Consider the following 13331-nt stretch of genomic DNA (forward strand, 5'->3'; position numbering starts at 1 on the left):
CCGGGTCCGGATGCGCTGAGTATAGTTGGCTGGCAGCCAGTCAACGCAGGAGTTACAGGATGTCCCCGCGCAGCGCCTCGGTCAATGAAGAGTTGCGCCGGCGTTCCCGGGAACGGCTTCTGCAGGCGGCCGTGGAGCTGGTGAGCGAGCGTGGCTACGAGGCGACGACGCTCGGCGACATCGCTGACCGGGCGGGCTCGGCACGGGGGCTGGTGTCGTACTACTTCCCCGGCAAACGACAGCTCGTCCAGTCCGCCGTGCACCGGTTGATGCACCGCACGCTTCAGGAGGCGCTGGACCGTGAGCCGCGTACCGAGGACGGCAGGGAGCGGATGGCGCGGGCCATCGACGCGATCCTGGGCCTCGCCCGGGACCAGCCCGTGCTGATGCGCCAGCACATGGCGGGCATCCTGCAAGCCGAGGGCTTCATGCAGTGTCCTGAGCAGCGGCGGCTGGCGGAACTGCTGCGCGAGACGGTCGCCCGTCGCGGCTCGCCGGACGCCGCCACCGACTATCCGATGCTGCGCGCCCTGCTGATGGGCGCGGTCTACGCGGCCCTGGTGCCGGGGGCTCCGATGCCCCTGCCCGTGCTGCGGGCCGAGTTGTTCAAGCGGTACGGCCTCGACTGGGAGACAGGCGCCCCGCCGGCCCCGGAGGGGGCCGACGGGACGTGCGGCACGGATCTGTCGCGCTTTTTCGCGACGGAGAGCCGAGCCGGTGAGGACGAGGGCCGGCCGAAGCCGCCGGACTCCGTCCCCGGGACGCGTCAGTCGAAGTAGTCCGGCTGCGTCTGGACGTTGAGCTCACGCAGACGGACCCGCTTCGCGGGGTCGGTCCGCCGGTCGGTGATCTTCAGGACGTCGAAGCCCTTGGCGATGTCGTTCGAGTAGATGTAACCGTTGTAGTAGTACGCGGACCACGAGCCGCCGACCGAGAGCGTCCCGGTGGACAGCGGACCGCGCTCGAAGTAGGCGATCTCCTCGGGGTGGGCCGAGTCGGTGAAGTCCCAGACCGAGACCCCGCCCTGGTACCACGCCTGGACCATGAGGTCCTTGCCCTTGACCGGGATCAGCGAGCCGTTGTGGGCCACGCAGTTCTCGGTGTCCGCCTGGTGGCGGGGGATCTTGTAGTAGCTCTTGAAGACGAGCTTGCGCTTCTCGCCCTTGCCGACGATGTCGTAGATGCCGTCGGCTCCGCGGTTCGGCCCGACCGTCGCGTTGCAGGTGGCCGCGCCACCGCCGCCCAACTCATCGGTGAACACGACCTTGTTGGCCTTCTGGTTGAAGGTGGCCGAGTGCCAGAACGCGAAGTTGACGTTGTCCTCGACCTGGTCGAGGACCTTCGGGTGCTCCGGATCCTTGATGGAGAACAGGATGCCGTCGCCCATGCAGGCGCCCGCCGCGAGGTCCTTCGAGGGCAGGACGGTGATGTCGTGGCAGCCGGTGGTTTTGGCGACGCCGGGGTTGGTGGGCGAGCCGGGGTTGCCCCCGCCGTCCTGGCCCTCACCCGGGAACAGCACCGGGAAGCTGACGACGGCCGCCTTCTCCGGCGCCTTGCGCGGCACCTTGATGACCGAGATGCCGTCGTGCGGCGGCTGGCAGTCGGGGAAGGCGGCGTTCGGCGAGTACGAGGACACGTAGACGTAGACGTTCCTGCGTTCCGGCACCAGCGCGTGCGTGTGCGAACCGCAGGCGGTCTCGACTGCGGCGACGTACTTCGGGTTCGCCTTGTCGCTGATGTCGAAGACCTTCATGCCCTCCCAGGAGGACTTCTCGGTCGCGGGCTGTGTGGTGCTGTTGCAGGAGCTGTCGCTGCGCGAGGAGTCGGTGGACAGGAAGAGGAGGTCGCCCGAGACGGAGATGTCGTTCTGCGAGCCGGGGCACAGCACCTGGGCGACCGTCCTGGGGGCCCTCGGGTTGCTGATGTCGAAGATGCGGAAGCCGTCGTAGTTGCCGGCGAACGCGTACTTGCCCTGGAAGGCCAGGTCCGAGTTGAAGCCGGTGAAAGCCTCCTTGGGGATGTTGGCGACGTGTTCGATGTTGTCGGAGTGGACGACCTCGTCCTGGCCGGGTATCTCGCCGTCGGACATCGCCGCCCTGACCTGAGCCTGTGCGCTCCGGGAGACCTCCTTCTGCGTCACGGCGCCGTCCCCGGGGTCGGGGGTGGCGGCCGCCGGGCCTGCCGTGAGCAACGCGGCCAGGAGTCCCGCCGCGGCGGCGGCAACTCCCGTGGATCTGCGCCGCCTTCGGGGTTCGTTCAACAGGGTCACTGCGTCCTCCCTGGTTGCCGTTCACACTGGAACGGTTCACGGACCTCCGAAGTATCGTCTCTCCCATGCGGAGATCAACAGGTGGCAACGTACTCGTCACAAACGTTCCTGATCCCTCTCGCGCCCTCAACAGCCGTGTCCGCCAAATGACTTGGGCCACGGTGTCACTGGCCGTCGTGGCGCTCGCGCTCTCGGGATGCGACTCCGGATCGGATTCCCCCACGGACGTCAAGTCCGGTGCGGCGAGCGGCCCTTCGGTGATCGTGCCCGGCAAGCCCGGAGACGCGAACGAGACGCTCTCCGCCGAGGACGCCGCGAAGCGGCGGACCGACGACGACTCCCCCAACACGGCGGACTTCTCCTACGCACGCATGATGATCGAGCACCACACCCAGGCCCTGGAGATGACCGAACTCGCCCCGAAGCGGGCCGAGTCGGGCAAGGTGAAACGACTGGCCGAGCGGATCGCGGCCGCGCAGGGGCCCGAAATCGCCTCCATGGAAGCCTGGTTGAAGTCGCACGGCGGCGAGCGGAAGAGCACCTCGCACGCACACGACACGATGCCCGGCATGGCGAGCGCCGCACAGCTGAAGACGTTGCGGGCGGCGAAGGGCCGGGCATTCGACGAGCTGTTCCTGACGCTCATGATCACGCATCACGACGGGGCGATCACCATGGCCACCGAGGTGAAGTCGCAGGGCAACAACATCCAGATCGAGGAGATGGCCGACGATGTGATCGCGCAGCAGACCAGCGAGCTCGGCCGGATGCGCGACCTGCCATGACAGCCACGCTCAGCGCCGGACGTGACGTGGTGTCAGGAATCCCGCGTCACGCGCCCCGGCGATCAGCCTGAGCGCCCTGCGGCGGCTGTGCCCGGTCGCGCACATCACCGCGAGCACCGGGTCGATCCCCTCGCCCTGGGCGGCGAGATACTCCTCGGCGACGAGGCGCCGCCCCTCGATGCCGCGCGGCCAGGCCGGCCGGGCATGGCGCGACGACGCCTCCTCCGGCTCGCCCGACGGCCCGGGCTCCCCGCCGCAGGCCTCGAACAGCGGGCCCTCGATCCAGTCAGCCAGTGCCGTCAGGTCGTCGAGCGACAGCGGCGGCTGGGCGCGTACGTCCTCGACGAAGACACCCCCCTCGGCCAGCACCGCGAGGACGTCGACCCGGGCCCCGTCGGCGAAGGCCAGGCAGACGTCGAACCAGGACGTGGTGACCTCGTGCTCCCGCACCTCCCACGCGCGCCGAACGGACACCGCGCCGTCCGGTCGATCGCGATCAGAAAGATTGAGAAAGGATTCTTCCAGCACATACGCAACGTAAGCAAATGATCACATTCAATGCGAATCGGCACGCAGAGCAGATACACGACAGGCCCACACCTTCCCCCTCCCTTCGGGGCGTCCGCGGTGCGATCCTGGAGCCATCAGCGACCTCCGCCGAAGCAGGGAGTCCCGCCGTGCTGCATGTCGCCGTCGTAGGTTCGGGGCCGAGCGGGGTCTACACCGCCCAGGGCCTCGTCCAGCAGGACTCCGGGGTGCGCGTCGACGTCCTGGACCGACTGCCGTGCCCGTACGGCCTGGTGCGCTACGGGGTGGCGCCCGACCACGAAAAGATCAAGTCCCTGCAGAACAATCTGCGGACGGTCCTCGAACATGAGCGGGTGCGTTTCCTCGGCGGCGTCCGGATCGGCCCGGACGGGGTGCCGGCCACCCGGCTGCGGGAGCTGTACCACGCGGTCGTCTACTGCGTGGGCGCCGCCACCGACCGCCATCTGGGCATCCCGGGCGAGGAACTGCCCGGGAGCTGGTCGGCGACCGAGTTCGTGTCCTGGTACAGCGCCCACCCGGACTCCGTCGCCGACGGCTTCGTACGCGGGGCGCGGTCGGCCGTGGTGATCGGCGTCGGGAACGTGGCGGTGGACGTCACCCGGATTCTGGCTCGCGGACCGAGCGAGCTGAGCCCCACCGACATGCCCCAGGCGGCGCTCACGGCACTGGCCGCCAGCCGGGTCACCGACATCCACATGGTCGGACGGCGCGGTCCGTCGCAGGCCCGCTTCACCACCAAGGAGCTGCGCGAGCTGGGCGCGCTGCCGGACACCGATGTCGTCGTGGACCAGCGGGAGCTGGCGCTCGATCCGGCGTACGCCGATCCTTCCGGGCTGCCCGCCGCCCAGCGCCGCAATGTGGAGGTGCTGCGGGCATGGGCCGAGGCGCCGCCGAAGGGCGCTCCGCGTCGTATCCGGCCGCGGTTCTTCCTGCGGCCCGTCGAACTGCTCGACGGCGGCGGGCACGTGGGTGCGGTGCGTTTCGAGCGGACGGCGCCGGACGGGCGCGGCGGGGTGGCGGGCACCGGGCAGTACGAGGACATCGAGGCGCAGCTCGTGCTGCGGTCCGTGGGCTATCGCGGGGTGCCGCTGGAGGGGCTGCCGTTCGACGCGGAGCAGGGCACGGTGCCGCATCTCGCGGGGCGCGTGCTGCGCGACGGAGCGGTCTCCCCGGGCGAGTACGTGGCGGGGTGGATCAAGCGCGGTCCGACCGGCGTGATCGGCACCAACCGGCCCTGCGCCAAGGAGACGGTGACCTCGCTGCTCGCGGACGCCCCCGTTCTCGTACGGCGGGAGGTGCCGGACGATCCCATGGCGGTGCTGCGTGCGGAGGGGCTGCGACCGGTCGAGTGGGCGGGGTGGCAGGCCATCGAGCGCGCCGAGGCGGAGCTGGGCGCATCACTGGGGCGGAACGTGGTCAAGCTTCCCGACTGGGCGGCACTTCGGGCGGCAGCTGCGGGGACCGCGGCGCACTAGCAGGTGTTTGCAGGGGCGTCGACCGGGACACACTCCGGCAACAATCCGGAAATCAACAAACTGTTCAAGACCCTTACGGTCTCGTGCTGTCCCCATCGTTCCCGCCCGCCGCTCCTGGAGTGCCCATGGCAACGACCGCATCCGTGCATCCCGTCGACGAGGTCCCGCCCATACGCCAGTTGGCCGCCTTCGGGCTCCAGCATGTTCTCGCGATGTACGCGGGCGCGGTGGCCGTTCCGCTGATCGTGGGCAGCGCGATGAAGCTGTCGGCCGCGGACCTGGCTTATCTGATCACCGCCGACCTGCTGGTGTGCGGGATCGCGACGCTCATCCAGTGCGTGGGTTTCTGGCGCTTCGGGGTACGGCTGCCGATCATGCAGGGCTGCACCTTCGCCGCCGTGTCGCCGATGGTGCTCATCGGCACGACGGGCGGCGGACTGCCCGCGATCTACGGTTCCGTGATCGTCGCGGGCCTCGCGATCGCGCTCCTCGCTCCGGTCTTCGGGAAGCTGCTGCGGTTCTTCCCGCCGCTCGTCACCGGCACGGTGATCCTGATCATCGGCGTCTCGCTGCTGCCGGTCGCGGGCAACTGGGCCGCGGGCGGCCAGGGGGCGAAGGGCTTCGGTGAGCCGAAGAACCTGGCGCTCGCCGGATTCGTGCTGCTGGTGGTGCTGGGCGTGCAGCGGTTCGCGCCGGCGTTCCTGAGCCGGATCGCCGTACTGATCGGCATCGTGGTGGGGCTCGCGGTCGCGGTGCCGTTCGGCTTCACCGACTTCGGCGGGGTCGGCGACGCCGACTGGCTCGGCATCAGCACGCCCTTCCACTTCGGTACGCCCACCTTCCACGCCTCCGCGATCGCGTCGATGCTGGTGGTCGCGCTGGTGACGATGACCGAGACCACCGGTGACCTCATCGCGGTCGGCGAGATGACGGACCGCGGGGTCGAGCCGCGTATGCTCGCCGACGGGCTGCGGGCCGACGGCCTGTCCACCGTCCTCGGCGGTGTCTTCAACACCTTCCCGTACACGGCGTACGCGCAGAACGTGGGCCTGGTGGGCATGACCCGGGTGCGCAGCCGCTGGGTCGTCGCCGCCGCGGGCGGCATGCTGGTGCTGCTGGGCCTGCTGCCCAAGCTGGGCGCGGTGGTCGCGGCGATACCGGCGCCGGTCCTGGGCGGCGCGGGCCTGGTGATGTTCGGAACGGTCGCCGCGAGCGGGCTGAAGACGCTGGCGCGGGTCGACTTCAAGGACAACGACAACCTCACGGTGGTGGCCGTTTCGGTGGCGGTGGGGATGCTGCCGGTGGGGGTGCCGACGATCTACGCGCAGTTCCCGGACTGGTTCCAGACCGTCATGAACAGCGGCATCAGTGCCGGCTGCCTGACTGCGATCGTATTGAATCTGCTCTTCAACCACCTTCCGGGGAAGGCCGGTTCGCCCGCGAAGGCCGCCGAGCCCGACGAGGCCTCAGGCACCGCCTAGCCGGTCGGCCTGGTGGGCGCACGCGGTGAGGACGCTGTCGAGGAGGCCGGGGAACAGCGCGTCCAGGTCGTCCTTGCGCAGGCCGCTCATCTTGGCCGTGCCCCGGTAGATCTGCCGGATCACTCCGCTCTCGCGCAGCACCCGGAAGTGGTGCGTGGTGGTGGACTTGGTGACCGGCAGGTCGAAGTGCGAACAGGAGAGCTCGTCGCCATCGGCGGCGAGCTCTCGCACGATCTGGAGCCGCATCGGGTCGGACAGCGCGTGCAGCACGGCTTCCAGGCGGATCTCCTCGCGGGCGGGGTGCGCGAGGGCGCGACTGCGTGCGGTCGGGGCGGCGGTCGTCACGGCGGCTCCAATGGTCGGAACCCCATTGTACGAGAACCCTCGTAGTTTGACATCTCCCGTACTACGATGCCTACCGTACGAGCCGGTACACCGTCCCGCGATGAAGGGAGTCCGCTGTGAGCGCGCTCTTCGAGCCCTACAGCCTGCGCGATCTGACCATCCCCAACCGGGTGTGGATGGCCCCGATGTGTCAGTACTCCGCGGCGCCACAGGGCCCTGCGGCCGGCGCCCCGCACGACTGGCACTTCGCGCACTACGCGGCGCGCGCCACCGGCGGCACGGGCCTGATCGTCGTCGAGGCGACCGCCGTCTCGCCCGAGGGCCGCATCAGCCCGTACGACCTCGGCATCTGGAACGACACCCAGGTCGAGGCGTTCCGCCGGATCACCCGCTTCCTCGCGGCCCAGGGCACGGTGCCCGCGATCCAGCTCGCACACGGCGGCCGGAAGGCCTCCACGGACCGCCCCTGGAAGGGCGGCGCGCCGCTCGCCGCCGACGAGCACGGCTGGCAGCCGCTCGGACCGAGCCCGGTCGCGTTCGACGAGAGGCACCCGGTGCCGACCGAACTGTCGGTCGCCGAGATCCGGCAGATCGTCGGCCAGTTCGCGGACGCGGCGCGGCGCGCCCTGGCGGCCGGTTTCGAGATCGCCGAGATCCACGGCGCCCACGGCTACCTGATCAACGAGTTCCTCTCCCCGCACTCCAACCGCCGCACCGACGAGTACGGCGGCTCGTACGAGAACCGCGTCCGCTTCGCCCTCGAGGTCGTCGACGCCGTACGGGAGGTGTGGCCGGCCGGGAAGCCGCTGTTCTTCCGCGTCTCGGCCACCGACTGGCTGGACGAGGGCGGCTGGACCGCCGACGACACGGTCCGCTTCGCGGCCGAGCTCCAGGCGCACGGCGTGGACCTCCTCGACGTCTCGACGGGCGGCAACGCCTCGGGTGTACGCATCCCGACCGGGCCCGGCTACCAGGTCCCCTTCGCGGCCCGGGTGAAGGCCGGAACCTCCCTGCCGGTGGCCGCCGTCGGCCTCATCACGGACGCCGAGCAGGCCGAGAAGATCCTCGCCAACGGGGAGGCGGACGCGATCCTGCTGGGCCGTGAACTCCTGCGCAATCCGTCGTTCGCCCGGCTCGCGGCCCGGGAACTGGGCGGCGACGTCCATGTCCCCGCCCAGTACCACCGCTCCGTCTGACGTCGCGCGCCCGACGTCCGACGCCCGGGCGTGACATCGCGCGTCCGACGCCGACGCCGATGCCGATGCCCGGGCGGCCCGGGATCCCTGCTCGACGGCGGCGGCCGGCCGGGTGGGGGGCCGGGGCGGGTCGCCGACGAGGAGTCCCGCGCGGTGTGCGGTTACGGCTGGGGTCGTCGGCCACCGTGCTCGTGGGCTACGGCCTGTTCGTCAACTCCGCTGCCGTGGCCAGCAGTTGCTCCCGGCCGATGGCGTCCGCCCTCGTCGCCGGTACCGTGCAGGCGTAGGCTCCGGCGATCGAACCGTACAGGGCGCAGCGCCTGGGTGGCTCGCCCGCCAGCCGGCCGAAGAGGTAGCCCGAGGCGAAGGCGTCGCCCGCCCCGTTGGAGTCCACCACCGGGGCCGGGGGTGTGACGGTGGGGATGTGTGTCACCTCGCCGTCGGCCAGCAGATACGCCCCTTCGGCCCCCGCCGTGGCGACGACCTCCCGGGCCCGGCCGCGCTCGGCGATCTGCCGCATGGTCTTCTCCGGGTTCGCCAGGGCGGTGGTCGACAGGAACACGATGTCGGCCTCGTGGGCGAACGCCTCGTGATACGCCTGGACACCGTCCCAGTTGTGCAGATCGGTGGAGATGCTCACCCCCGTCTCGCGCAGCGTGGGAAGAGCGTCCGCGCAGGGGTGGGTGATCGCCACATGGGCGTGCCGGCTCGCCGCGGCCAGGGCGGCCACCGTGGGCGGGGGCAGCCGCTCCTCGTCCGGTGCGCGGCTGTCGTCGTACAGCGACAGGCGGCGCCCGTCGGGGCCCACGAGATTCACCGCCCGCTTCGTACCCGCGGACAGCGGCACTTCGGTGAGTCCGATTCCCCGGTCGCGGTGGAGCGCGCGGACCAGGTCGCCCTCCCGGTCGTCCCCGATCATGTCGATGTGGTGCGTGCGCAGCCCCAGCGCATGCACGCCGACCGCCACGAAGTCGCCGGTCTGCCCCGCCCGGGTCTCGATCGCGGGCACCATGTAGCTGTCCGCGTACGGGAGCGGCAGCTCGGGCACCTGCACGATCGTGTCGACCCCGGCACCTCCCAGGACAAGGACGTCGATTTCACTGCTCAAGGCGCTCCCCCAGCCGGTGAGTTCAGGACCACGAGATCCACGACGGGCAGCCTACCCGGGCAAAAACGCCGGATCCGCTCTCAGCCCGTCTTACGCCCCCACATCGGCCCGAACCGTGCCCAGTCCTCGTCCCACCGCTCCATCCGCCGCCGCTCCAGACGTCCCCGGACCAGCCGCCCGCCCACGAACGGCCCGGCCGCCGCGCTGACCCCCACGAGAAGGCCGACCGTGACGCCGCGCACCTGCGCCTCGGAGGGGGGCACGGGCTTGGTCACCAGAAGGCCGTCGCGGTCCGTCCACACGGTCACCGGGGTGCCCGTGGCGCTGCCGGCGGCGACGCGCGCCTGGCCGGAGTGCGTCGAACCGTTCGCCGTGGTCCAGCGGACCTTCGCCCACACCCGGTCGGCGCCGGACGAGGCCGCGGCGGACGACTCGGGCGCGTCCTCGGCGACCAGGGCGCGGACGGGGCGCCACTCGGCGCGTTCCCGGGCGAGGCCCTGCTCGACGGAGTGTGCCGCCGCGAGCCCCGTCAGCACACCGCAGAGCACGGTGACGGTCCAGGCCGAGAACAGGACCCACGCCTCCAGCACGTCGCTGCGGCGCCGCAGCTGGTTGCGCCGCCATCGCCACAGGGGGTTGCGCCGCCATCGCGCCAGGGGCTTGCGCCGCCATCGCGACCTCCATGCCTGGGGACCACGGAATGCCGACATCGATGGCACCCTCCTCACGAACTCACGGACACGCCGGACCGCCCTCCCATACGCGAGCCGTCCCCCTCGTGCTCACGTGATGTCCGTCAACTCGTCTGCCCGCAAGGGCCCGATGACAGTCCCGCCGGTTCGGCAAGGGCTCTTTCGAGGGCCGCGACGCCGTCCCGTCCCCCTCCCGCCGCCTGCCGGAAACACCGCCCTGACCTCCCGGAACGACGCGTCCGGAGGTGACTGTCAGTGGTGGGGTGCAGACTGGCCCGTATCTGGAACAACGTTGTTGCGGAGGTGGCCGCCATGGCCGAGGTACTGCTCACCGTGGGCACACGCAAGGGGCTCTTCGTCGGACGGCGGCGGGGCGGCGCCTGGGAGTTCGACGAGAGCCCGTACTTCAACGCGCAGGCCGTGTACTCGGTCGCCATCGACACCCGGGACAAGGCGCCGCGGCTGCTGGTCGGCGGGGACAGCGCGCACTGGGGCCCGTCCGTCTTCCACTCCGACGACCTGGGCCGGACCTGGACCGAGCCACCGCAGCCGGCCGTCAAGTTCCCCAAGGACACGGGCGCTTCGCTGGAGCGGGTGTGGCAGCTGCACCCGGCGGCCGCCGAGCCGGACGTGGTGTACGCGGGTACGGAACCGGCCGCGCTGTACCGCTCCGAGGACCGGGGCGAGAGCTTCCGGCTCGTACGTCCCCTGTGGGAGCACCCCACCCGCGACAGATGGGTGCCGGGCGGCGGTGGCGAGGGCCTGCACACCGTCATCACCGACAAGCGGGACCCGAGCGCCGTGACGGTGGCCGTCTCCACGGCCGGCGTGTTCCGCACGCACGACGGCGGCGCGAGCTGGGCACCGTCCAACTCCGGGGTCTCCGCGGTGTTCCTGCCCGATCCGAACCCGGAGTTCGGACAGTGCGTGCACAAGATCGCACAGGACGCGGCGACTCCGGACCGGCTGTATCTGCAGAACCACTGGGGGGTGTACAGAAGTGACGACGCGGGCGGCCACTGGACGGACATCGGCGAGGGCCTGCCGTCCACGTTCGGGTTCGCGGCCGCCGCCCATCCGCACCGCGGGGACACGGCGTACGTCTTCCCGATCAACGCGGACGCGGACCGTGTCCCGGCGGACCGCCGATGCCGTGTCTTCCGCACGGCGGACGCGGGCGAAAGCTGGGAGCCGCTCACGGCCGGGCTGCCGGACGAGGACCACTACGGCACGGTGCTGCGCGACGCGCTGTGCACGGACGACGCGGACCCGGCGGGCGTGTACTTCGGCAATCGCAACGGAGAGGTGTACGCATCGGCGGACGACGGCGACAGCTGGCGGCAACTGGCCTCGCATCTGCCGGACGTGCTGTGCGTACGCGCGGCGGTGGTCGGGTGAGGCGGGCGAGTCCCCGGTCACCTTCGGTCGCGGACCGATCGCCTCGGAGGGCCGTCGGGAGGGGCGGCGTCCGTCACAGTCGCACCGCCTGACGGCGTCGTCTCCTCCACAAAACCGCACTTCAGGCCGTCGAATTCCGTCAGGTTATGGATCATGTGAATACCAGGCATTGGACGCATGCATCCGTGTTCTCCCAGGCTGGTCGGTGTCCCCGCCCCCGACCGTTTTGGAGTACTCATGGGCACGCAGTGGAACGCCGTGGACGGTCGCATCCGGACGACCGCCCGCGGACACGCCGTGCTGAACAGTCCGCGGCTGAACCGGGGCACCGCCTTCACCCGGCAGGAGCGGCAGGAACTGGGCCTGGTGGGTCTGGTGCCGCCGCAGGTGCTGACGCAGGACCAGCAGGCCGCCCGCGCCTACACGCAGTTCCGTTCCCAGCCCAACGACCTCGCCAAGAACGTGTATCTGACGGCGCTGCGCGACCGCAACGAGGTGCTGTTCCACCGGCTGCTCGGCGACCACCTCGCCGAGATGCTGCCCATCGTGTACACCCCGACCGTCGGCACCGCGATCGAGCGCTACAGCTATGAGTACCGCCGCCCGCGCGGCGTGTACCTGTCGGTCGACGCGCCCGAGGACATCGAGCGCACCCTGCGCGCGTCCGGGCTGGGCGCCGACGACGTCGACCTGATCGTGGCGACCGACGGCGAGGCGATCCTCGGCATCGGCGACTGGGGGGTGGGTGGCATCGACATCGCGGTGGGGAAACTCGCCGTCTACACCGCCGCCGCGGGCGTGGACCCGGCCCGCACTCTGGCGGTGATGCTGGACGTGGGCACCAACCGCCAGGAGCTGCTGGACGACCCGCTCTATCTGGGGAACCGGCACCCGCGCGTGGACCGGGAGAGCTATGACGCCTTCATCGACGCGTACGTCACCGCGGCCACCGAGCTGTTCCCCGACGCCCTGCTGCACTGGGAGGACTTCGGCCCGGCCAACGCCCGCCGCATCCTGGACCGGTACCGCGAGAAGGTCCGCACCTTCAACGACGACATCCAGGGCACCGGCGCGGTCAACCTGGCCGCCGTGCTCTCCGGTGTGCGCGCCGGCGGTGTCCCGCTGCGCGACCACCGCGTCGTGCTCTTCGGCGCCGGTACCGCCGGCATCGGGATCGCCGACCAGCTCCGCGACGCCCTGATCGCCGACGGGCTGACGCCGCAGGAGGCCACCGACCGCATCTGGGCCGTGGACCGCCACGGCCTGCTCGCCGAGGACCAGCAGGGGCTGCACGACTTCCAGCTGCGCTACGTCCGTCGCGGCGCCGAGATCGCCGGCTGGCGGCGCGACGACGCCCTCGGCGGCGTTCCGCTGGCCGAGGTCGTCGACCGGGTGCGCCCGAGCGTCCTGATCGGCGCGTCCGGGCAGGGCGGGGCCTTCACCGAGGACATCGTCCGCGCCATGGCCGCGCACACCGACCGCCCGATCATCCTGCCCATGTCCAACCCCACCCGGCTGGCCGAGGCCGTCCCCGCCGACCTGCTGACCTGGACCGACGGCCAAGCGCTGATCGCCACCGGCAGCCCCTTCGACCCGGTGGAGGTCGACGGCGTCACCCACCACATCGGGCAGGCCAACAACGCGCTGGTCTTCCCCGGCCTGGGGCTGGGCGCCGTCGTCGCCCGCGCCGAGCGCATCACCGACGGCATGCTCGTCGCCTCGGCACGCGCCGTCGCGGAGCAGACCGACGCCACGGCGCCGGGCGTGCCGGTGCTGCCCCTGATCGACCGGCTGCGGGACACCTCCGCCGCGGTGGCCGTGGCCGTGGCCCGCGCCGCCGTCGAGGACGGCGTCGCCCGGGAGACCGTCGACGACGCGGTCGAGGAGCGGGTCCGCGCGGCCATGTGGCAGCCGGAGTACCCGCCGATCGAGGCCGTCTGACGGACGCCGGTCCACGGATCAGCCCACTCCCGTAAGAGTCGACGACCGTCGGAACTCGCCTCTCCGACATGCCGTCGCCGGGCCGCGCGGTC

At 71.1% G+C, this 13331-nt stretch carries 12 protein-coding genes; 7 read left to right on the forward strand and 5 right to left on the reverse strand.

Translation table 11 applies throughout. The features are described from left to right. The first annotated feature begins 59 nt into the window (after positions 1-59). On the forward strand, positions 60-779 hold the full coding sequence (locus SAVERM_RS07980) for a TetR/AcrR family transcriptional regulator (protein WP_010982941.1): 720 nt from the start codon (positions 60-62) through the stop codon (positions 777-779). Here the strand turns inward: SAVERM_RS07980 and SAVERM_RS07985 are convergent. Next, complete coding sequence (locus SAVERM_RS07985; protein WP_010982942.1) at positions 767-2269, reverse strand: LVIVD repeat-containing protein; 1503 nt, start codon at positions 2267-2269, stop codon at positions 767-769. The two genes, SAVERM_RS07980 and SAVERM_RS07985, sit on opposite strands and share 13 nt — an antisense overlap. A 146-nt stretch (positions 2270-2415) precedes the next feature. On the opposite strand from SAVERM_RS07985, the gene SAVERM_RS07990 reads away from it, so the two are divergent. After that, positions 2416-3054 carry a DUF305 domain-containing protein gene (locus SAVERM_RS07990; protein ID WP_037645943.1) on the forward strand — a complete coding sequence of 213 codons (639 nt, stop codon included), beginning with the start codon at positions 2416-2418 and terminating at the stop codon, positions 3052-3054. A gap of 9 nt (positions 3055-3063) precedes the next feature. Here the strand turns inward: SAVERM_RS07990 and SAVERM_RS07995 are convergent, their stop codons facing one another. Continuing rightward, complete coding sequence (locus SAVERM_RS07995; protein ID WP_010982944.1) at positions 3064-3528, reverse strand: DUF6214 family protein; 465 nt, start codon at positions 3526-3528, stop codon at positions 3064-3066. Positions 3529-3731: 203 nt separating this feature from the next. Between SAVERM_RS07995 and SAVERM_RS08000 the strand changes: the two genes are divergently transcribed. Both SAVERM_RS08000 and SAVERM_RS08005 read left to right on the forward strand, forming a co-directional pair. Further along, positions 3732-5078: an FAD-dependent oxidoreductase gene (locus SAVERM_RS08000; RefSeq protein WP_010982945.1), complete on the forward strand. Its 1347-nt coding sequence runs from the start codon at positions 3732-3734 to the stop codon at positions 5076-5078. 125 nt (positions 5079-5203) lie between these two features. Continuing rightward, the gene (locus tag SAVERM_RS08005; RefSeq protein ID WP_010982946.1) at positions 5204-6559 is read left to right on the forward strand and encodes a nucleobase:cation symporter-2 family protein; all 1356 of its coding nucleotides are present in this window, start codon (positions 5204-5206) and stop codon (positions 6557-6559) included. Here SAVERM_RS08005 and SAVERM_RS08010 read toward each other — a convergent pair. Further along, positions 6545-6904 carry an ArsR/SmtB family transcription factor gene (locus SAVERM_RS08010; protein WP_010982947.1) on the reverse strand — a complete coding sequence of 120 codons (360 nt, stop codon included), beginning with the start codon at positions 6902-6904 and terminating at the stop codon, positions 6545-6547. The two genes, SAVERM_RS08005 and SAVERM_RS08010, sit on opposite strands and share 15 nt — an antisense overlap. 116 nt (positions 6905-7020) lie before the next feature. Between SAVERM_RS08010 and SAVERM_RS08015 the strand changes: the two genes are divergently transcribed. Then, the gene (locus tag SAVERM_RS08015; RefSeq protein ID WP_010982948.1) at positions 7021-8100 is read left to right on the forward strand and encodes an NADH:flavin oxidoreductase/NADH oxidase; all 1080 of its coding nucleotides are present in this window, start codon (positions 7021-7023) and stop codon (positions 8098-8100) included. 196 nt (positions 8101-8296) lie between these two features. On the opposite strand, the gene SAVERM_RS08020 is transcribed toward SAVERM_RS08015, so the two are convergent. Both SAVERM_RS08020 and SAVERM_RS08025 read right to left on the reverse strand, forming a co-directional pair. Beyond that, positions 8297-9208, reverse strand: coding sequence for an adenosine kinase (locus tag SAVERM_RS08020; RefSeq protein WP_010982949.1), 912 nt, complete (start codon positions 9206-9208; stop codon positions 8297-8299). Between the two features lie 80 nt (positions 9209-9288). Then, entirely contained in the window at positions 9289-9918 is a 630-nt protein-coding gene (locus SAVERM_RS08025) for an Rv1733c family protein (protein ID WP_010982950.1), read from the reverse strand. 237 nt (positions 9919-10155) lie between these two features. Here SAVERM_RS08025 and SAVERM_RS08030 point away from each other — a divergent pair, with 237 nt between their 5' ends. Both SAVERM_RS08030 and SAVERM_RS08035 read left to right on the forward strand, forming a co-directional pair. Continuing rightward, the gene (locus SAVERM_RS08030; protein ID WP_010982951.1) at positions 10156-11298 is read left to right on the forward strand and encodes a WD40/YVTN/BNR-like repeat-containing protein; all 1143 of its coding nucleotides are present in this window, start codon (positions 10156-10158) and stop codon (positions 11296-11298) included. A 237-nt stretch (positions 11299-11535) separates the two neighbouring features. After that, on the forward strand, positions 11536-13239 hold the full coding sequence (locus SAVERM_RS08035; RefSeq protein WP_037645939.1) for an NAD-dependent malic enzyme: 1704 nt from the start codon (positions 11536-11538) through the stop codon (positions 13237-13239). Positions 13240-13331 lie beyond the last annotated feature (92 nt).

This window comes from Streptomyces avermitilis MA-4680 = NBRC 14893 (genome assembly GCF_000009765.2).
Taxonomy (GTDB): Bacteria; Actinomycetota; Actinomycetes; order Streptomycetales; family Streptomycetaceae; genus Streptomyces; species Streptomyces avermitilis.